Origin of the sequence: Rhizobium sp. OAE497 (assembly GCF_040546565.1) — a bacterium.
Classification (GTDB): Bacteria; Pseudomonadota; Alphaproteobacteria; order Rhizobiales; family Rhizobiaceae; genus Rhizobium.
The window spans coordinates 1,406,961-1,425,429 of record NZ_JBEPOA010000002.1; the positions used below are offsets into that span (position 1 = coordinate 1,406,961).

General features: G+C 63.3%; 20 protein-coding genes. 8 read left to right on the forward strand and 12 right to left on the reverse strand.

Features of this window, described 5'->3' with window-relative positions:
* Positions 1–44: 44 nt before the first annotated feature.
* From ABIE40_RS26120 to ccoN, 11 genes are all read right to left on the reverse strand, one after another.
* Positions 45–734 (reverse strand): CBS domain-containing protein, encoded by a 690-nt coding sequence (locus ABIE40_RS26120; protein WP_112712139.1) that lies wholly within the window; start codon positions 732–734, stop codon positions 45–47.
* 99 nt (positions 735–833) lie between these two features.
* The gene (locus tag ABIE40_RS26125) at positions 834–1,553 is read right to left on the reverse strand and encodes a response regulator (RefSeq protein WP_199625344.1); all 720 of its coding nucleotides are present in this window, start codon (positions 1,551–1,553) and stop codon (positions 834–836) included.
* A 108-nt stretch (positions 1,554–1,661) separates the two neighbouring features.
* Complete coding sequence (gene ccoS, locus ABIE40_RS26130; RefSeq protein ID WP_112712143.1) at positions 1,662–1,817, reverse strand: cbb3-type cytochrome oxidase assembly protein CcoS; 156 nt, start codon at positions 1,815–1,817, stop codon at positions 1,662–1,664.
* Positions 1,814–4,102, reverse strand: a complete 2,289-nt coding sequence (locus tag ABIE40_RS26135; RefSeq protein WP_199625345.1) for a cation-translocating P-type ATPase — start codon at positions 4,100–4,102, stop codon at positions 1,814–1,816. The genes ccoS and ABIE40_RS26135 overlap by 4 nt, the downstream gene beginning before the upstream one ends.
* Positions 4,099–4,584, reverse strand: a complete 486-nt coding sequence (locus tag ABIE40_RS26140; protein ID WP_199625346.1) for a FixH family protein — start codon at positions 4,582–4,584, stop codon at positions 4,099–4,101. Before ABIE40_RS26140 ends, ABIE40_RS26135 begins: the two co-directional genes overlap by 4 nt.
* Positions 4,581–6,149: a cytochrome c oxidase accessory protein CcoG gene (gene ccoG, locus ABIE40_RS26145; protein ID WP_199625347.1), complete on the reverse strand. Its 1,569-nt coding sequence runs from the start codon at positions 6,147–6,149 to the stop codon at positions 4,581–4,583. Before ccoG ends, ABIE40_RS26140 begins: the two co-directional genes overlap by 4 nt.
* Before the next feature lie 183 nt (positions 6,150–6,332).
* Positions 6,333–6,518: a hypothetical protein gene (locus ABIE40_RS26150; protein ID WP_199625348.1), complete on the reverse strand. Its 186-nt coding sequence runs from the start codon at positions 6,516–6,518 to the stop codon at positions 6,333–6,335.
* A gap of 9 nt (positions 6,519–6,527) precedes the next feature.
* On the reverse strand, positions 6,528–7,391 hold the full coding sequence (ccoP, locus tag ABIE40_RS26155; RefSeq protein WP_199625349.1) for a cytochrome-c oxidase, cbb3-type subunit III: 864 nt from the start codon (positions 7,389–7,391) through the stop codon (positions 6,528–6,530).
* 1 nt (position 7,392) lies between these two features.
* Positions 7,393–7,545 carry a cbb3-type cytochrome c oxidase subunit 3 gene (locus ABIE40_RS26160; RefSeq protein WP_112712153.1) on the reverse strand — a complete coding sequence of 51 codons (153 nt, stop codon included), beginning with the start codon at positions 7,543–7,545 and terminating at the stop codon, positions 7,393–7,395.
* Positions 7,546–7,554: 9 nt separating this feature from the next.
* Entirely contained in the window at positions 7,555–8,289 is a 735-nt protein-coding gene (gene ccoO / locus ABIE40_RS26165; RefSeq protein WP_130283685.1) for a cytochrome-c oxidase, cbb3-type subunit II, read from the reverse strand.
* Between the two features lie 8 nt (positions 8,290–8,297).
* The gene (gene ccoN / locus ABIE40_RS26170; protein ID WP_112712157.1) at positions 8,298–9,920 is read right to left on the reverse strand and encodes a cytochrome-c oxidase, cbb3-type subunit I; all 1,623 of its coding nucleotides are present in this window, start codon (positions 9,918–9,920) and stop codon (positions 8,298–8,300) included.
* A gap of 240 nt (positions 9,921–10,160) precedes the next feature.
* Here ccoN and ABIE40_RS26175 point away from each other — a divergent pair, with 240 nt between their 5' ends.
* The 8 genes from ABIE40_RS26175 (at position 10,161) to ABIE40_RS26210 (ending at position 16,277) form a co-directional block, all read left to right on the forward strand.
* Complete coding sequence (locus ABIE40_RS26175; protein ID WP_112712159.1) at positions 10,161–10,892, forward strand: Crp/Fnr family transcriptional regulator; 732 nt, start codon at positions 10,161–10,163, stop codon at positions 10,890–10,892.
* Positions 10,893–10,908: 16 nt separating this feature from the next.
* Complete coding sequence (locus ABIE40_RS26180; RefSeq protein ID WP_199625350.1) at positions 10,909–12,834, forward strand: hybrid sensor histidine kinase/response regulator; 1,926 nt, start codon at positions 10,909–10,911, stop codon at positions 12,832–12,834.
* A 103-nt stretch (positions 12,835–12,937) separates the two neighbouring features.
* Entirely contained in the window at positions 12,938–13,381 is a 444-nt protein-coding gene (locus ABIE40_RS26185; RefSeq protein ID WP_199625351.1) for a pseudoazurin, read from the forward strand.
* A gap of 116 nt (positions 13,382–13,497) precedes the next feature.
* Positions 13,498–13,974: an adenosylmethionine decarboxylase gene (speD, locus tag ABIE40_RS26190; RefSeq protein ID WP_199625352.1), complete on the forward strand. Its 477-nt coding sequence runs from the start codon at positions 13,498–13,500 to the stop codon at positions 13,972–13,974.
* Positions 13,974–14,876: a fused MFS/spermidine synthase gene (locus tag ABIE40_RS26195; RefSeq protein ID WP_354541144.1), complete on the forward strand. Its 903-nt coding sequence runs from the start codon at positions 13,974–13,976 to the stop codon at positions 14,874–14,876. The genes speD and ABIE40_RS26195 overlap by 1 nt, the downstream gene beginning before the upstream one ends.
* A 53-nt stretch (positions 14,877–14,929) precedes the next feature.
* Positions 14,930–15,079 carry a hypothetical protein gene (locus ABIE40_RS26200; RefSeq protein WP_354541145.1) on the forward strand — a complete coding sequence of 50 codons (150 nt, stop codon included), beginning with the start codon at positions 14,930–14,932 and terminating at the stop codon, positions 15,077–15,079.
* A gap of 3 nt (positions 15,080–15,082) precedes the next feature.
* The gene (locus ABIE40_RS26205) at positions 15,083–15,910 is read left to right on the forward strand and encodes a hypothetical protein (protein WP_199625354.1); all 828 of its coding nucleotides are present in this window, start codon (positions 15,083–15,085) and stop codon (positions 15,908–15,910) included.
* Positions 15,911–15,920: 10 nt separating this feature from the next.
* Positions 15,921–16,277: a hypothetical protein gene (locus ABIE40_RS26210; protein ID WP_199625355.1), complete on the forward strand. Its 357-nt coding sequence runs from the start codon at positions 15,921–15,923 to the stop codon at positions 16,275–16,277.
* Positions 16,278–16,632: 355 nt separating this feature from the next.
* On the opposite strand, the gene ABIE40_RS26215 is transcribed toward ABIE40_RS26210, so the two are convergent.
* Positions 16,633–18,432 carry an IlvD/Edd family dehydratase gene (locus tag ABIE40_RS26215; RefSeq protein ID WP_199625356.1) on the reverse strand — a complete coding sequence of 600 codons (1,800 nt, stop codon included), beginning with the start codon at positions 18,430–18,432 and terminating at the stop codon, positions 16,633–16,635.
* Between the last annotated feature and the right edge of the window lie 37 nt (positions 18,433–18,469).

The following is an 18,469-nucleotide window of genomic DNA, read 5'->3' on the forward strand; positions in this document are numbered from 1 at the left end:
CAACGCGGAAACGATGAAGCGGCGCAATCGCCTGCTTCACCGCCCTACATGATCGCAAGCTCGGCTTCCGCCTTCGGCATTTCCACGCGCAGCTGATCCCGGTAGCCGCCAAGCCCGAGGGCTTCGACGAGGGTGCGGACGGCCTTGCGTTTCAGGTCGGATTCCACCTGTCCCTCCAGCGTCACCTGCCCGTTACGCACGGAGACCTGCACCTTCTGCGGCGTCAGGCCGAGATCGGAACGCAGCCGCGTGCGCACCGCGAGACGGATCGCCTCGTCCTCGCGCGGCAGCGCCGTTGTCGAGGCGTCGAGGATCATGCCGAGGATATCGCTGCGGCTGACGATGCCGACCAACCTGCCGTCTTCGACGATCGGCAGCCGCTTGATACGATGCGCCTGCAGGCTTTCGGCAATATCGGCCACTTCGCTGTCCGGACGGGCAACGATGACATCCTCAGACATCACATCCCTGACCGACCAGCCGTGGCTGGCGATATAGCGTTCGAGATCGGTCTCGGACATCACTTCCGCAGTCCGCGCCATGCGTGGCGAAACGCGGATCTCCCGGCGCAGCAGCAGATCGCCCTCGGTCAGCATGCCGCAAACCCGGCCCTCGTCATCGACGACAGGAAGACCGCTGACCCGCTTCTGCATCATGACGGCCACGGCGTGACGGATGCCGACTGCCGGGCTGATCGACACCACGTCTGTGGTCATAATGTCCTTTGCCTGCATGCCGGTGCCTCACTCGCCCTGAATATCGATGGCGTCGAGGTTAGCGGGCGTCGGAAGGCACCGCTTTGATCTCTGTCAAATGCGCGCATTGGCCGCGCGCTATTGCGGCCTGCCGGTGAAGACATAGCCGACGCCGCGCACCGACTGGATCAGCGCCGGTTCCTTGGGGTCGGTTTCGATCTTCTTGCGCAGCCGAACGATCTGGGCGTCGATTGCCCGGTCGAAGGCTTCGAGATTGCGGTTTCTGGTCTGATCCATCAGCGTTTCGCGCGACAGAACCCGGCCGCGATTGCGCACGAAGACGAGCAGCATGTCGAATTCGCCCGTCGTCAGCGCCACGTCGTCCCCGCCGGGAGAGGTCAGCCGCCGCCGGGCGACATCGAGCCGCCAGCCATCGAACTGCAGCACTTCCTCTTCGCCACCCGCCGGCCGAACGGTCTGATCGGCAGGCACGCGGCGCCGGAGCACGGTGCGCAGCCGCGCCAGCAGTTCGCGCAGGTGGAAGGGCTTGGCGATATAATCGTCGGCACCGATCTCGAGGCCGACCACCTTGTCGGTGACGTCGTCCTGACCGGTCAGCATCAGCACGGGCACATCGGACGTGGCGCGCAGCTCCTTCAGCAGCTCCAGCCCGTTCTCGCCATTGGGCAGAACAAGGTCGAGGAAGATCGCGGCATAGCTGCCCTTGGCAAGCTCGGAGCGCATCGCGGCACCGTTGCCGACGGCGCTGACCCTGTATCCGTTATCCTCGAAATACCGAACGAGCATCTGCCTGATCCGGGCGTCGTCGTCGACTACCAGAATGCGATCTGCTTCCATGTCACCCGTTCGTCCCGCTTCCATGCTTTCCATCAGAGATAACGCAGGTTTAGCGGCGGCGCTACCATGCGCGCGACAGCGATTGCGACCATGGACAGAAAAGGTTGCTTAGGCCGGCGGATTGGCATCGTCATCGGCAATCGCCCGCCAGGCGGCCCCTTCGAGATCCTCATACTGGCCGCTCTTCAGCGACCAGAGAAAAGCAGCAAGTCCGATGCCGCCCATGAAAAGCGCGATCGGGATCAGATAGATCAGCATGTTCATGCGGCTCGGGCCTCCGCCCGGGCAGCGGCAGGCGCGGGCCGGTCGTTTGCGGCCGCGCCCTTTCCGAAGGCGTTGAGCCGCAGCGCGTTGGAGACCACGATGATCGACGAGGTCGACATCGCCACCGCCGCGATCAGCGGTGTCGCCAGACCCGCAAGCGCGATCGGCACGGCCAGCACGTTATAGCCGATCGCCAACGCGAAATTCTGGCGGATCAGCGCCGCCGACCGGCGGGCGACGGCGATCGCAACAGGCACGGCATCCAGCCGGTCGTTGAAGAACACCAGATCCGCCGCCTGCCGGCCGATATCGGAAGCGGTGGCCGGGGCCATCGAGACATGCGCGGCGGCAAGCGCCGGCGCGTCATTGATGCCATCGCCGACCATGAAGACGCGGTGGCTGTTGCCATTCAGCGCCTGGCATTCCCCGACCTTTTCTCCCGGTGTCAGCCCCCCAAGCGCGTGTCCGATACCGAGCGCACGCGCCGTGTTGTCGACGACGCTCTGCCGGTCGCCGGAGAGGATTGCCGTCGCGAACCCCGCCTTGCGGAGCTCAGTGACGGCTTCGGCTGCGCCCGGCCGCAGCGTGTCGTCGAAGAAGAAGCGGGCAATCGCCTGGCCATCCCTGGAGAAGACCACCTCGGAATAGGGACCTTCGTTGGTGAGCGGTGCCTCGGTACCACCGCAGGCGAAGGCTTCGCTGCCGAGCCGGTAGAGCGCACCCGCATGGCGCGCTTCGAGGCCACCTCCCGGAATTTCCATGATCTGCTCGAAGGCCGCGGCATCGGAAGTGCCGGTGCGTGCCAGGGCCTGCGACAGCGGGTGGCGTGAATGGCCCGCCAAAGCCGCCGCCCTTACGATATCGGCCGGATCAGTGGCGTTGGCGGCAACAAGCCGCGGCCTGCCGATCGTCAGCGTACCCGTCTTGTCGAAAGCGACGGTGTCGATCTCCGCCAGACGCTCAAGCGCCGATCCATCCTTGACCATGATGCCGCGGCGGAAGAGTTCGCCGGCGGCCACGACCTGGACGACGGGAACGGCGAGGCCGAGCGCGCAGGGGCAGGTGATGATCAGCACCGCGACGGCAACCAGCATCGCCTGTTTCCAGTCGCCGCCGATGAAGCCCCAACCAAGGAAGGACGCGAGCGCCAGGAGGTGGACGACGGGCGAATAGAGCGCGGCCGCCCGGTCGGCGATCCGCCGGTAGCGGGCCCGGCCGCCTTCGGCCGCTTCCATCAAGCCGATGATTTCGGCGAGCAGTGAATCCCGCGCAAGGCGCGTGGCGCGAACCGCCAGCGAGCCGGTGAGGTTCATCGAACCGGAACTGACCGGCTGGCCGGTCCGAACCGAGACCGGGCTGCTCTCGCCCGTTACGATCGACAGGTCGAGATCGCTTTGACCGGACACGACAACACCGTCGACAGGGATACGGTCGCCTGCGGCAACGGCGATTTCGTCACCAACAGAAATTTCCTCGACCGCCACATAGCGGTGCGATCCATCCGGCTGGATCAGCAATGCACCGCGCGGCGCGATCCGCGCCAGACCGTTGATCGCAGCCCGCGCCTTCTCGCGCATGACGTGATCCAGCGTCCGGCCGATCAGCAGGAAGAACAAGAGCGAAACCGTGGCGTCGAACCAGGCATGTTCGCCATGATGCATGGTTTCCCAGAGCGAGACGAAATAGGAGAGCGTGACCGCCAGCGAGATCGGCACGTCCATATTTGTGCGGCTATGCCTCAGGGCGTTCCAGGCCGACTGGAAGAAGAAGCGGCCCGAATAGATCAGCGCCGGGGCGGCAATCATCGCCGAAATCCAGTGGAACATGTCGCGCGTCGCCGCATCGGCGCCCGACCAGACGGAGACCGAGAGCAGCATGATATTGGTTGCCGCAAAGCCGGCGACGCCGACGGCAAGCAGCAGCTGGTTGCGGGTCTTGTCGCACTCGCTAGCAAGCGGCGCGTAGAGATGCGCGCGGTATCCCGCGCCTCCGACCGCCGTGATGATCTGCGTGGGATCAGCGGCCCTGCCCCCGGCCTTCTCGGTATAGACGCAGGTGACGCGGCGCGCGGTCAGGTTGACGCGCGCCTTGCTGACGAAGGGCAGCGCCGTCAACGCCTTCTCGATCGTCGAAATGCAGGCGCCGCAGTGGACATCGGGCACGCTGAGATCGAGCTGGTGCAGCCCGCCGCCGAGCGGATGGCTGGCGAGCGCGATCTCCTCGGCACTGAAGGCCGTGGTGCTCATCGCCATCACCCCGTCGGCATCGATCGCGCAGCAGGTCATCGCACGAACTCCGCGGTATCGAAGCGGATCGCCTCATGCATGACGAGGCTGCCGCCCTTCTTCGAAATGAACTCGACAATCCAGTCACCCGCCGGGACATGGCGATCGGTCTCGAAGGCGCCCTCGCCGCGATTATCCAGCGCAACGGAAAAGTCCTCGTGGTCGCCGACCGGCCGCTTGAAATTGGCCGTGACGGTATCGACGGCGGCCGGCGATCCATCCGGATTGGCGATCCGGTAGATGAAGCGCTCATCCCTGAGCGAGATATGTCCTGCAATGCCCGAGGCGGTCATCGCCTTCATCTCGGCGGCGCGCTGATTGAACTCCTGGCTGGCAACATAGGTGTTCTCGACCACGAGCCCGCTCCAGCTCGACGACGCGAACCAGGCCATGGTGACATTGACACTGATGACCACTGCGAAGAACGAGGTGATGACGAGCAGCATGTGGCGGCCGGTGAAGCCTTGGACACGGGTGGTCATTGCGGATCTCCAGGGGCGTTGAATGCTGCCCGATAGGTCGCCCGGTCGGTGCCGCCGGGCTCCTCGATGGTGAAGAGGAACTCATCGACGGCTGCCGCCGTCGGCCTGCGGGTGATGAAGACCTTGACCGTCGTCGCCGCGTCCGGTGCCGCGTCGAGCGTGAAGCTGCGGGCATCGTCCCTGCCGATTTCGGGGATGCGCATCGTGGCGCCGTCGAGACCCGACAGCGTCAGCGCGATCCGCCGCGGCTGCGGCACCATGTTGAGGATGCGGATCGTGTAGCCGTTGCGGATCGAGCCGTCGCTTTCCATGACGAATTGCGGATTGCGGTCGTGAACGACGTTGAGCTCCAGACGCCCGCGCATCGACAGATGGACCAGCATGCCGATGCCGATCGCCGCCCAGACGGCGGCGTAGAAGACGACGCGGGGGCGGAAGATGATGCGCCAGTCGAAATGCCGGATGCCATCGATGAAGGAGCCGTCGGCATTGCGCACCTTGACGGGCTGCACCGCCGTTCGGCCGCCATCGGTGGCGATCGCCATATTGGCGGAATATTCGCTGAGCGTCGCATAGGCGATCAGGCCGCGCGGCTTTCCGATCTTGTCCATCACCCCGTCGCAGGCGTCGATACAGAGGGCGCAGGTAATGCACTCCATCTGCTGGCCGTCGCGAATGTCGATGCCCATGGGACAGACAGCGACGCAGGCATTGCAATCGACACAATCGCCAACCGCGAGGCCATCGGCCTGCGCCTTCTTGCTGTGACGCGAGCGCTGCTCGCCGCGCCAGTCGTTATAGGTCACGACCAGCGAATTCTCGTCCAGCATGGCGCCCTGGATACGCGGCCACGGGCACATGTAGGTGCAGACCTGCTCACGCAGCAAGCCGCCGAAGACATAGGTGGTGGAGGTCAGGATGGCGACCGTCGCATAGGCGACCGCGGGCGCCGCGCCGGTTGCCAGCGCGACGGCCAGAGACGGCGCGTCGGCGAAATAGAAGATCCAGGCGCCGCCGGTGGCGACGCCAATCACCAGCCAGATCGAGTGTTTCAAGACACGCTTGCGGAGCTTGCCGAGACTCCAGGGAGCGGCATCGAGCTTGATCCGGGCGTTGCGGTCGCCTTCGATGGCGCGCTCGACGACAAGGAAGAGATCGACCCAGACCGTCTGCGGACAGGCATAACCGCACCAGGCGCGGCCGACCGCCGAGGTGACGAGAAACAACCCGAACCCTGCCATGACGAGGAGCCCGGCGACGTAATAGAATTCCTGCGGCCAGATCTCGATGAAGAAGAAATAGAAGCGGCGCGAGGCGAGATCGACAAGGATCGCCTGATCGGGGGCGTAGGCTCCGCGATCCCAGCGAATCCAGGGCGCCAGATAATAGATGCCGAGAGTGATCAGCATCACGATCCACTTGAAACGGCGAAACTGCCCCTCGGCACGCTTCGGGAAAATCTTCTTGCGCGCCGCATAGAGTGGCTGACGGTTGCGCCGCGCATTCACGGGCTCGACATCGAGCCGCTCCACGCTCTTGGGATCGGGTGCGGTGAAAAGGTTCATAAGTAATGTCTTTCGCGTTCGATACGCCTGTTCTCCTCCTCGAACCGCCAAGCGTCCTTGATAAAGATCAACAAGCGCGAGCGGTCGGCAGCCGCAAAAGGACAGGCCGCGCTTCGAGGCGAAGGCGCGGCCCGGAGGAACTGCGGGGGAGAAAACGCCGCTTGGGGTGTCCTCTCCTTTTTTCTAGCGGCGCGACGGCTCGTCATCCTTGAGGGAGGTCAAACTGACGATCGCGCTGCCGATCTTTTCCGGCTCGTCGCCCTTGCAGCCGGGCGGCAGGGATTTGGCGCGCACGGAAACACGGGAATGCACGACCGAGCGCGGCATGCCGTAAAGCCCGAGAAGCGGATTGTGCCCGTGCGCCGTCATATCCCTCTCCTACTGACCGCCGCCGAGTGCGTGGACGAAGACCGTCAGTTCCTTGACCGTGGTATCGCCGAGACGCGCCGACCATGCCGGCATGACGCCGTGTTTCGGTGCGGTGACCTGGCGGATGATCGCCTCCTCGCCGCGGCCCTTCAGCCAGATCGCATCGGCGAGATCGGGTGCCCCCATCTCGGCCTTGCCCTTGGCATCCTCGCCATGGCAGGCGGCGCAATTGTCGAGGAAGATCTGCTTACCGGCCTGAGCCAGCGCCGGATCCGAAGGCGTATTCGTCAGACCCCAGACATAGGCCGCGACCTCCTTCGTCTGGTCCTTGTTGAGGATATCGCCGAAGGCCGGCATTTCCGAAACATGCGTATCGGGATCTTCCTCGAAGCGGATCCCGTGGGCGATCGTCGTCTGGATCGATTGCAGGTCACCGCCCCAGAGCCAGTCGTCGTCGTTCAGGTTGGGAAAACCCGGGCCGCCGCTGGCGCCCGATCCGTGACAGGGGGCGCAATTGACCTTGAAGGCCGAGGCACCGCCGGCGATCGCGAATTCGCGCAGCGCCGGATCGGCATCGATCTCCTCGACGCTCTTTGCCGCGATCATCTCGTGGAACTTCGCCTGACCGGCCTTGGCCTGATCGAGATCCTCCTGCAGTTCGGCGCGGCTGGAGTAACCAAAGTAGCCCTTCGTCGCCGAGGTGATCATCGGGATCGCCGGATAGACGACGACGTAGCCGATCGCCCAGAGGATCGTCACGTAGAAGGTCAAGACCCACCATCGCGGCATCGGATTGTTCAGTTCGCGGATGCCGTCCCATTCGTGTCCTGTGGTTTCGACGCCACTGATTTCATCAATATGTTTTTCCGACATCTCAATCATCCTTCAGGGGAATGTCAGCGGCCTCCCTGGCCGTCTTTTTGCTGCCGGGGCGGAGCGTGTAGACGACGGCGCCAACGAAGAACGCCGCCATCGCCAGAAGCCCCCAACTGTCGGCGAAGTGCCGCATTGCCGTGTATGTTTCCATGGGATCACCTCACCGGTAGCCGGTCGCATCGTCGTAGGTCGAGAAATCGACCAGCGTACCGAGCATCTGCAGATAGGCGACGAGAGCGTCCATTTCGGAGAGCTTCTGCGGGTCGCCGTCGAAATCGCCGACCTTGGCCTTCGGATAGCGCTGCAGCAGCGCCGAGGTGTCGGCGTTCGGATCGGCCTGCGCCTTCATGTCGGCTTCGGCATTGGCGATCATGTCGTCGCTATAGGGAACGCCGACATCCTCGTTGGCCTTGAGGTCCATGCCGATATCCTTGACCGTCACCGGCTCCTCTTTGAGGAAGGCGTATTTCGGCATGATCGATTCCGGCACCACGGCTCTCGGGTCGGAGAGGTGCTGGACGTGCCACTCGTTCGAATAGCGGCCGCCGACGCGCGCCAGGTCCGGCCCGGTGCGCTTCGAGCCCCACTGGAACGGATGGTCGTACATGGATTCCGCCGCCAGCGAGTAATGGCCGTAGCGCTCCACCTCATCGCGGAACGGCCGGATCATCTGGCTGTGGCAGAGATAGCAGCCTTCGCGGATGTAGATGTTGCGCCCCGCAAGCTCGAGCGGCGTGTAGGGACGCATGCCCTCCACCTTCTCGATGGTGTTCTGAAGGTAGAAGAGCGGTGCGATTTCTACGATGCCGCCGATCGAGACGACGAGCAGCGAGCCGACCAGAAGCAGGGTCGCGTTCTTTTCGAGGATCTTATGTTTGTCCAGTATCGATGCCATGTCTCACCTCACTCGGCAGGCTGTGCCTGGGGCACGTAAGCGGTCGGAATTGCGGCTTCGTCGCGCAGGCGTCCCCGGATGGTCATGAAGACGTTCCAGGCCATCACCAGGCCACCGGCCAGGTAGAGCACGCCACCCAGCGTGCGCAGCACGTAGTAGGGGAACATCGCCGAGACGGTTTCTGCGAAGGAATAGACGAGGAAGCCCTGCGAATTGTATTCGCGCCACATCAGACCCTGCTGGATGCCGGCGACCCAGAGCACGGCGGCGTAGACGACGATGCCGAGCGTGGCGAGCCAGAAGTGCCAGTTGACCATTCTGAGGCTGTAGAGACGTTCGCGGCCCCAGAGCTTCGGCGTCAGGTAATAGATGGCACCGAAGGTGATCATGCCGACCCAGCCGAGCGCACCCGAATGCACGTGGCCGATGGTCCATTCCGTATAGTGGCTGAGCGAATTGACCGTCTTGACCGACATCATCGGTCCCTCGAAGGTCGACATGCCGTAGAAGGCGATGGCGACGATCATCATGCGGATGATCGGATCGGTGCGGATCTTGTCCCAGGCGCCCGAAAGCGTCATCAGGCCGTTGATCATGCCACCCCAGGACGGCATCCAGAGCATGATCGAGAAGACCATGCCGAGCGTCTGCGCCCAGTCGGGCAGCGCCGTATAATGAAGGTGATGCGGACCGGCCCAGATATACATGAAGATCAGGGCCCAGAAGTGGATGATCGACAGGCGGTAGGAATAGACAGGGCGGTTGGCCTGCTTCGGAACGAAGTAATACATCATGCCCAGGAAGCCGGCCGTCAGGAAGAAACCGACGGCGTTGTGCCCGTACCACCACTGCGTCAGCGCATCCTGCACGCCCGAGAAGACCGAATAGCTCTTCGAACCCAGGAACGAGACCGGCACCGCCAGATTGTTGACGACATGCAGCATGGCGATGGTAACGATGAAGCCGAGATAGAACCAGTTGGCCACATAGATGTGCGGTTCCTTGCGCCTCAGGATCGTGCCCAGGAAGACGGCGAGATAGGCGACCCAGACGATCGTCAGCCAGACATCGACATACCATTCCGGCTCCGCATATTCGCGGGCCTGGGTAATGCCGAGAACATAGCCGGTCGCCGCCATGACGATGAAGAGCTGGTAACCCCAGAACACAAACCAGGCGAGACTGCCGCCGAAGAGACGGGCATGGCAGGTGCGCTGCACGACATAGAAGGAGGTCATGATCAGCGCATTGCCGCCGAAGGCGAAGACGACGGCCGAGGTGTGAACCGGGCGCAGCCGGCCAAAATTCAGGTAGGGCGCCAGATTGAGATCGGGACAGGCGAGCTGCGCGGCGATGATGACGCCGACGAGAAAGCCGACGACGCCCCAGAAGACGGTGGCGATCAGGCCGTAGCGGATGACCTCGTCGAAATAGCCTGAAGGCTCGACCTTGGGGACCCGGCCCGCCGGCGAGAAATCGACGCGCCGCAGCAGGATGACGGTCCCGGCAAAGAGGCAGAGACACAGGATGCCCATATGGACGGCGAAGAGGTGGTCGTGGGCGAAGGCGGCTCCCAGCAAGGCCAGGAAGGCTGCGACCGCGACCAGCACGGTCTCGGTTGAATAGTTCATGATGTCGTCCCCAGTGCGCAGCCGGCCGCATCAGGGCCGACTCTCTCGTACTTTCAGGGAAGGACTGTCACGGCGACGTGAGCGGCTCCTTGATCTACGTCAATGAGCTCAGGCAGCGACGATCCGGCGGATCGGCTGTTACCAACTGTTACACAGTCTCACCATTTGAAACGCTGCGCTCATCGCTGTGTGACTGAGCGCCTTTCTATTGTCCCCATTGCAGAACGAGGGGACTTCGCAATGCTGATGCAGAACCAACAGGCCTTTGAGCATGCCGAGACGGCAACCAACGCGGCGAAGCTCGGACATTCGCTCGCTTCGCTCTTCGATCTCTCGCCGATCGAGACCGTACCGGCGGGCAAGGCTCTCTGCTGGGAAGGCGATGCGGCAAAGCACCTCTTTCAGGTGGTCGAAGGTGTGGTCCGCCTGCAGCGCATCATCGGCGAAGGCCGCCGCGTCATCACCGCCTTCCACTTTGCCGGCGACCTGATCGGCGCCTTCCTGCAGGGCGATTTCCTGTTCACGGCGGAAGCCGTCACCGATTGCAAGATCCGCCGCGTCGCCCGCAAGACCTTCCAGGAGAATGTTGCGAAATGTGACGCGCTGCGCCCGGAATATATCGCGCTTCTCTGTCATGAGACGGCGGCCGCCCACGAGCAGATGGTGCTCCTGTCGAAGAAGAATGCCGAGGAGCGGCTCTGCAGCTTCATCGTCGAGCTGGCGCGCCGGCCCGGCGGCCAGCCGCGCCAGGGACTGCTGCGCGTGCCGATGAACCGCCAGGATATCGCCGACTATCTCGGCCTGACGATCGAGACCGTATCGCGCACCATCACCAAGCTTTCCTCGCGCGGTGTCATCGCCCCGGAGGGGCGCCACGACCTGCGGATCGTCAGCATGGGCAAGCTTGTTCAGCTTTCGGGCAATGCTGATGATTTTACGGACAAAAGCTGCCATAGGGTCAGTGTTCACTGATCGCGCAGGAGCGCCCATGCCTCACCGGCTAATTTCGCCCAGAACCGCATCGCCACAGGAGCTGGACGCGCTTGTGCATGTGCTCGATGGAGCCGATATCATCGTTCACCGGCTCGAGGGCACGATCACCCATTGGTCGATCGGCTGCGAGAACATGTATGGCTGGGCGCGCGAGGAAGCCGTCGGCGAGATGGTCGATGCGCTGCTCGCGACGCAATATCCCGAACCGGTCGAGACCATCCGCGCCCATCTCAAATCCCGCGGTTTCTGGCAGGGCGAGATCATCCACCGCCACAAGAGCGGCCACGATATTCACGTCGCGACGCGCTGCGTTCTCGTCAACCTCTCGGACGGCGACCCGGCCGTCATTCAGGCCAATAGCGACATCAGCGCGCTGAAGAAGGCCGAGGAGGCCGTGCGTTCGCGCGAGGCACATCTGAGCTCGATCCTCGACACCGTGCCCGATGCTATGGTCGTCATCGACCAGAAGGGCAGCGTGCTCTCCTTCAGCAAGGCGGCCGAGCAGCTGTTCGGGATGACCTCGGACAAGATCTGCGGCAGAAATGTCAGCGATCTCATGCCCTCGCCCTATCGCAGCGCCCATGACGGCTATATCGGCCGCTATCTGGAAACCGGCGAAAAACGCATCATCGGCTACGGCCGCGTCGTCACTGGCCAGCGCGCCGACGGCTCGCAATTTCCGATGGAGCTGCATGTCGGCGAAGCCACAGCCAATGGCGAGCGCATCTTCACCGGTTTCGTGCGTGATCTGACGAGTCGCTTCCGCATCGAAGAAGACCTTCGCCAGGCCCAGAAGATGGAAGCCGTGGGCCAGCTCACCGGCGGCCTCGCCCATGACTTCAACAATCTCCTGACCGTTATCAGCGGCAATCTCGAAATGATCGAGGACAAGCTGCAGCCGGGCCCGCTGCGCGACATGCTGCGCGAGGCCCAGGATGCGGCGACTGATGGCGCCAAGCTCACCGGCCAGCTGCTCGCCTTCGGACGGCGCCAGCCGCTGAACCCGAAACATGCCGATCTCGGCCAGCTGCTCTCCGGCTTTTCGGATCTGCTGCGCCGCACGCTCGGCGAGGACATCAAGCTCTCGACCGTGCTCTCGGGCTCGGATTTCAATGTGCTGGTCGATAGTTCACAGCTGCAGAATGCGGTCCTCAACATCGCGCTCAATGCCCGCGACGCCATGCCGAAGGGCGGCAGCCTGACGACAGAGATCTCGCGCGTGCATCTCGATGCCGATTACGCCAAGATGTTTCCCGAGGTCCGCAGCGGCAATTTCGTGCTGATCTCGATGACCGATACCGGATCGGGCATGACCGACGAGGTGAAGAAGCGGGCAATCGAGCCGTTCTTCACCACCAAGGAAGTTGGCTCCGGGACCGGCCTCGGCCTCAGCATGGTTTATGGCTTCGTCAAGCAATCGGGCGGCCACCTGCAGATCTACAGCGAGGCGGACCGCGGCACGACGATCCGCATCTATCTACCGGCGCTCACCGGCCCGAAGCCGAGCGCTCTGGAACAGGAAGGAGCGGCCAGCGAAAGCCCGCTTCCCGGCGGCGACGAGCATATCCTCGTCGTCGAGGACGATATCCGCGTCCGCCGCGTCGCCGTCGCGCGACTGGCCACCATGGGATACCGGGTGCTTGAAGCCGACAATGGCAGGCAGGCGCTGGAAATCCTGAAGGAAAGCCCGGAAGTCGCCCTGCTCTTCACCGACATCGTCATGCCGGGCGGCATGACCGGCGACGAGGTAGCGCGCGAGGCGCGGGAACTGCGCCCCGATATCGCGGTGCTGTTCACGTCGGGCTATTCCGAACCCGCGCTTGCCGCCAACGACACGATTTCCGGTGCCCGCTGGCTGCGCAAGCCCTACACGGCGCGCGAACTCGCGGCCCAGATCCGTGAGCTGCTCGACGCCGATTAAACGGCGCGCGATCCCTCCAGTTTGACCGGCATCAAAGAGCATCGCCCTCCTCCGTCGTAGAACTGTTCCGCGGCCAAATGGCCGCGCAAACAGGAGACGTCAGATGAATTTGAAATACGGTCTGATCGCGGCAACATGCGCCATGCTCGCATCGGCTGCGCCGCTGATGGCGGCCGATCACCAGGTCCAGATGCTCAACAAAGGCACCGATGGCGCAATGGTCTTCGAGCCCGATTTCATCAAGATCGCGCCCGGCGACACCGTGACCTTCGTTCCGACCGACAAGAGCCACAACGTCGAGACCTTCAAGGGCCTGATCCCGGATGGCGCAGCGGAATTCAAGTCGAAGCCGAGCGAGCAGTTCCAGGCAAAGTTCGACATCCCCGGCGCCTATGTCGTCAAGTGCACGCCGCACTTTGCGATGGGCATGGTGGCCCTGATCCAGGTCGGCGACAACCCGGCCAATCTCGACGCCATCAAGGCCGCCAAGGTTCCGAACCTCGCGCGCAAGCGTCTCGATGGCGAGCTGGCCAGATTGGCTCAGTAGCACTGACGATTTGAGGTATGCGGGCTGCAATCCCTGGATGCAGCTCGCCGCCGGCTCCCGGCGATATATGTTGCCTAGCTAATATTTTGTGGCATGCTCGATGGAAGTCCCGTTCGATGTTGGGTTCCATGGGTGGAAGAGCGGCCGAGGACACCATGACGGTGTCCGTTCATCGCAAGTCTGCAGCCTGTTACACGCCACCCATGCCTGTCGGCAGCGGTCTTGGCGCGGCAAAAACCAATGGCGAACTTCCTGGCAGGCATCTGATCGCCGACTTCAGCGGCGCCAGACGGCTCGGCGACGTCGCGCATATTGAGGCGGCTTTCCGGGCGGCCGTAAAGGCCGCGGGTGCGACGCTGCTCGGCATGAACTTTCACGTCTTCGATCCCGGCGGCGGCGTGACAGGAACCGTCTCGCTCGCCGAAAGCCACATGTCCATCCACACCTGGCCCGAACATGCCTATGCGGCACTCGATATCTTCATGTGCGGTGCCTGCGATCCGCTGAATGCCTTGCCGACGCTGGTCGAGGCGCTCTCCCCCGCCCTGGTGGAATTGCGCCAGATCATTCGCGCGGAGGCGGCGGATCTCTGATGGCGATGGTCATAGCCGACGATCCGGAAAAGAGCGCGCTTGAAGCACTGCCGGCGGTATCGCGTCCCTATCCCCTGCCGGAATTGCCGCCGGACCGTGTCTTCGTGGAAGGGCTGGATACGAGCGTGCCGCCGAGGAGCGGCAGTGTCTTCGTTCTTGAGGACGCCGATATCTTCGACGAGTACCATTACCGCGCCCAATCCATCGTCTGCTCCTTTCGAACGCCGTTTCAGAACGTGACGATCGCCGATACCTACAGTTTCGGCCGCGCCCTGTTCCTCGACGGCGCCATCCAGAGTGCCGAGGACGACGAGGCGCTTTATCATGAAATGCTCGTGCATCCGGCCATGCTGATGCATGACAATCCGAGCCACGTCCTGATCATCGGCGGCGGTGAGGGCGCGACATTGCGCGAGGTGCTTGCCTATCGCGATGTCACGCGCGCCGTGATGGTCGATATCGACCGCGACGTCGTCGATTGCTGTCGCGAACATCTCGGCACCTGGAACTACGGCGCCTTCACGGATCCACGCGCCGAACTGCACTACTGCGACGGCCGGGAATACGTGGAAACCACCGACGAGCTCTTCGACGTCATCATCATCGACGTCGTGGACATGCTGGACAATGGCCCGGCCCAGCACCTCTATACCAAGGAATTCTACCGGTCCCTGCGCGGCTGTCTGCGCGATGGCGGCATCCTGGTGGTGCAGGCGCTCGAATTCTCGTCCTGCAATTACAAGGGCCATACGGCGCTGCGCCGGACCCTTGAGACGGCCTTTACGAAGGTCAGCAGCTATCAGGTGCCGATCCCCTCTTTCCTGGCCATGTGGGGCTTCCTTCTCGCCTCCGACTGGCTCGACGCCGAAGAGGAGAGTGCTGCCCGCGCCTCGATCAGCTGATCGACACGAGGCTTGGCGATGATTGGCTCGATCACGCGACGGGCGCCTTCATTATGTCCCGCTTCTGCTTCGACAAGGAGACCGATTTTCTGCTCCGCATCGGCGGCCCCGTGCTCGAGGACGGCGTCGCCTTCATACCGCCTCCCGACGTCCACATGGTCGATGACGGGATGCGTCAGCTTCCCGCGCTGACGGACGAATAGCCGATGACGGCAAACGGCGCCCAGCATTGCCGGCTTTTCCTGCTTCCAGCCGACGAAGCCGGCCGCGCCGGCGCGGCCCTCCTCTGCAGCCTCTCCTATCCGCGTGCGGTATCGCTGCATGCGCTGATCGCGCCGCTGGAAGGCGAAGCCGTCCCCGTCTTCCCGCCCGCCGATGCCGAACAGCTTGATATCGTCTTGCTGCCGAGCGGCTCGCAAACGTCCTTCGCTTTGCAGGAGTCGGCAGCGGACTGGCTTCGGAACACCGTTGCGCAGGGGCGCTTCGAAAACCTGTCCGCCGACCTGAAGCTCCGACAGGGGCAGATCAGCATCCGCGGCCAGCAGGTCGTCATCCAGTCTGCACCGGAGCTCTTCAGGGATATGCTTGCGGGCGTCGGCGCATTCGGCTGGCTGTGGCTGAATATCGAAGATATCGAACGCGCGTTCGAGACGGCCTGGGATCAGCAGCACGATGATGCCGCACTCCTCGAGCGCTCCTCGTACAGCCGCAGGATCAGCAGCAGCCTGGCCGCCAAGGTGGCCGAAACGGCGCGCCTGCGGCAGTGGTTCCTGAAGAGCACGCTGCTTCTGGAGCGCGGCGATCGCGGCCTCCCGCCAGCCTCGCGCCGCAGCTTCTTCGAGCTTTGCCAGCAGATGGATTTCGGGCGGCGGCTCCAGCTGATCGGCGAGGTGATCGAGGCGCGAGAGACGCTCTACGGGACTGCGGCCGAGCGTAGTTTCGAATACCGGCTGTTCTTCGTGTCATGCATCATCGAGGCGGCCATCCTGGCCGGCATCCTGATCGAAATCGCAATCATGCTCTACGATCTCTGAGGAGGGACAGATGAGGTTTGGATTGTTCCTGGCCGCGATGGCGGCCACAGCAGCATCGGCACTGGCCCAGGACGCATTTCTTACCGGGGCGCAGATCAAGACCGCCTTCGCCGGCAAGACGGTATCGGGAACGGAAGATGGCTCGGCCTATCAGGAAAAGCTCCTTGCCAACGGCTCCATTCAGGGGCGATCCAATCTCGACGGAAGCTATACCGGCGAATGGGAAGTCGATGGCAATGAGATCTGCTTCTATTACGACGATGATGATGACGACGAAGACGATGATTGCTCGCGGGTCGTGCTGAAGGGCGCCAGCGTCATATTCGTCGACGATGACGGCTCCCGTTCAAGGGCGACCCTGCGCTAGAGGCCCGCAATTGTCCACCGCTGGATCCATGTCACGCCGATGTCACGCGACGGCTGCGGGGCGTTGTGGTTAGCTTCTTTTCGAGGGGCTGGGGGCCGCTCATTTCAAGGGCTTCGCCGGTGTTCCAGTAGCGAAGTCCCTGTTCAAGAGACCCGCCGGATACGGCGGGTCTTTCAGCATATGGAGGGGCCAGACGTGACCAAGCTGCACATTTCGTTCGGCATAGCTTTCCTCGTGGCGCTGACATCGATGATCATCTCGCTGACAAGCTCGCCTTTGCCGTTCTAAGCACCACCGAAAACGAAAATGGCACGGATTTCTCCGTGCCATCCAGATCTGCGAAAACAGTTCCCGCTCAGTGATTGTCGCGCGGCACACCCTTGGTCTGGGCGATGCGCTGATACTTGACCGCGGGTTCGAGAACGGCACCGGTTTCCAGCTGGCCGACGACGGAGCGCTGGATTTCCTGCCACGGCGTCTGGTGGTCCGGATAGCGGTAGCCGCCATCCGCCTTCAGCGCGGAGTGGCGCTCGGCCAGTTCGCTCTCGGAAATCAGGATATCGGCACGTCCGCGGCCGACGTCGATGCGCACCTTGTCGCCGGTCTTCAGAACTGCGAGACCGCCGCCGGCGGCCGCTTCCGGCGAAGCGTTGAGGATCGACGGGCTGCCCGATGTGCCGGACTGGCGACCATCACCGATGCAGGGCAGCGACGAGACGCCCTGCTTCAGCAGATAATCCGGCGCGCGCATGTTGACGACCTCAGCCGCACCCGGATAGCCGATCGGACCGGCGCCGCGCATGAAGAGGATCGTGTGCGCGTCGATCGAAAGCGACGGATCGTCGATGCGCTTGTGGTAATCCTCCGGACCATCGAAAACCACGGCGCGGCCTTCGAAGGCCTCCGGATCGCTCGGGTTCGAGAGATAGCGGTCGCGGAACTCCGGCGAGATGACGCTGGTCTTCATGATCGCCGAGGAGAACAGGTTGCCGCGCAGCACGCGGAAACCGGCGCGCGGCTTCAGCGGTGCGTCGAAGCGACGGATGACCTTCTCGTCCTGGATCGACTGCCCGCGACAGTTCTCGCCGATCGACTTGCCGTTGACCGTCAGCGCCTCTTCCTGGATGAGGCCCTGCCCCATCAGCTCGTTGACCACGGCAGGCACGCCGCCGGCGTGATAATAGTCTTCGCCGAGATATTCGCCGGCCGGCTGCAGGTTGACGAGCAGCGGCACCTCTTCGCCATAGGTCTGCCAGTCATCGACGGTCAGCTCGACGCCGATGTGGCGGGCCAGCGCATTGAGATGGATCGGCGCATTGGTCGAGCCGCCGATTGCCGAGTTGACGCGGATGGCGTTGATGAAGGCATCCTTGGTGAGGATATCCGACGGCTTCAGGTCTTCTCGGACCATGTCGACGATGCGCAGGCCGGTGCGATAGGAAATTTCCTGGCGGTCGCGATAGGGCGCCGGAATGGCGGCCGAACCAGGCAGCTGCATACCGAGCGCTTCGGCAAGCGAGTTCATCGTCGTCGCCGTGCCCATCGTGTTGCAATAACCGGTGGAGGGCGCCGAGGAGGCGACGAGTTTGACGAAGCCCTGGTAGTCGATCTCGCCCTTGGCGAGCAGTTCGCGGGCCTTCCAGACGATGGTGCCGGAGCCGGTGCGCTCGCCGCGGAACCAGCCATTCAGCATCGGGCCGACCGAAAGCGCGATCGCCGGAATGTTGACGGTGGCCGCCGCCATCAGACAGGCCGGCGTGGTCTTGTCGCAGCCGATCGTCAGCACAACGCCGTCGAGCGGATAGCCATAGAGCACTTCGACGAGGCCGAGATAGGCAAGGTTGCGGTCGAGGCCGGCGGTCGGGCGCTTGCCGGTTTCCTGGATCGGATGAACCGGGAATTCGATGGCGATGCCACCGGCTTCGCGAATACCTTCGCGGAGGCGATTGGCGAGCTCGAGATGGTGGCGGTTGCAGGGGGAGAGGTCCGATCCCGTCTGGGCAATGCCGATGATCGGCTTGTCCGACTGCAGCTCTTCCTGGCTGAGGCCGAAATTCATGTAGCGTTCGAGATAGAGCGCCGTCATGTCGGCATTGTCAGGATTGTCGAACCAGGCGCGGGAACGAAGGCGGGGCTTGCTGTCGTGTTGGGTCATCGCACTATCCACGTTGTTTATTGACATGCAAATATCC

What these genes read in the sequence shown, in the direction of transcription:
- ccoN (WP_112712157.1), bottom strand. Translation starts at nt 9,920, where the DNA reads ATGAACTATTCAACCGAGACCGTGCTGGTCGCGGTCGCAGCCTTCCTG.
- speD (WP_199625352.1), top strand. Translation starts at nt 13,498, where the DNA reads ATGTTGGGTTCCATGGGTGGAAGAGCGGCCGAGGACACCATGACGGTG.
- ABIE40_RS26205 (WP_199625354.1), top strand. Translation starts at nt 15,083, where the DNA reads ATGACGGCAAACGGCGCCCAGCATTGCCGGCTTTTCCTGCTTCCAGCC.
- ABIE40_RS26135 (WP_199625345.1), bottom strand. Translation starts at nt 4,102, where the DNA reads ATGACCTGCTGCGCGATCGATGCCGACGGGGTGATGGCGATGAGCACC.
- ccoS (WP_112712143.1), bottom strand. Translation starts at nt 1,817, where the DNA reads ATGAACATGCTGATCTATCTGATCCCGATCGCGCTTTTCATGGGCGGC.
- ABIE40_RS26125 (WP_199625344.1), bottom strand. Translation starts at nt 1,553, where the DNA reads ATGGAAGCAGATCGCATTCTGGTAGTCGACGACGACGCCCGGATCAGG.
- ABIE40_RS26185 (WP_199625351.1), top strand. Translation starts at nt 12,938, where the DNA reads ATGAATTTGAAATACGGTCTGATCGCGGCAACATGCGCCATGCTCGCA.
- ABIE40_RS26200 (WP_354541145.1), top strand. Translation starts at nt 14,930, where the DNA reads ATGTCCCGCTTCTGCTTCGACAAGGAGACCGATTTTCTGCTCCGCATC.
- ccoP (WP_199625349.1), bottom strand. Translation starts at nt 7,391, where the DNA reads ATGTCGGAAAAACATATTGATGAAATCAGTGGCGTCGAAACCACAGGA.
- ABIE40_RS26140 (WP_199625346.1), bottom strand. Translation starts at nt 4,584, where the DNA reads ATGACCACCCGTGTCCAAGGCTTCACCGGCCGCCACATGCTGCTCGTC.
- ABIE40_RS26210 (WP_199625355.1), top strand. Translation starts at nt 15,921, where the DNA reads ATGAGGTTTGGATTGTTCCTGGCCGCGATGGCGGCCACAGCAGCATCG.
- ABIE40_RS26175 (WP_112712159.1), top strand. Translation starts at nt 10,161, where the DNA reads ATGCTGATGCAGAACCAACAGGCCTTTGAGCATGCCGAGACGGCAACC.
- ABIE40_RS26150 (WP_199625348.1), bottom strand. Translation starts at nt 6,518, where the DNA reads ATGACGGCGCACGGGCACAATCCGCTTCTCGGGCTTTACGGCATGCCG.
- ccoG (WP_199625347.1), bottom strand. Translation starts at nt 6,149, where the DNA reads ATGAACCTTTTCACCGCACCCGATCCCAAGAGCGTGGAGCGGCTCGAT.
- ABIE40_RS26215 (WP_199625356.1), bottom strand. Translation starts at nt 18,432, where the DNA reads ATGACCCAACACGACAGCAAGCCCCGCCTTCGTTCCCGCGCCTGGTTC.
- ccoO (WP_130283685.1), bottom strand. Translation starts at nt 8,289, where the DNA reads ATGGCATCGATACTGGACAAACATAAGATCCTCGAAAAGAACGCGACC.
- ABIE40_RS26160 (WP_112712153.1), bottom strand. Translation starts at nt 7,545, where the DNA reads ATGGAAACATACACGGCAATGCGGCACTTCGCCGACAGTTGGGGGCTT.
- ABIE40_RS26195 (WP_354541144.1), top strand. Translation starts at nt 13,974, where the DNA reads ATGGCGATGGTCATAGCCGACGATCCGGAAAAGAGCGCGCTTGAAGCA.
- ABIE40_RS26180 (WP_199625350.1), top strand. Translation starts at nt 10,909, where the DNA reads ATGCCTCACCGGCTAATTTCGCCCAGAACCGCATCGCCACAGGAGCTG.
- ABIE40_RS26120 (WP_112712139.1), bottom strand. Translation starts at nt 734, where the DNA reads ATGCAGGCAAAGGACATTATGACCACAGACGTGGTGTCGATCAGCCCG.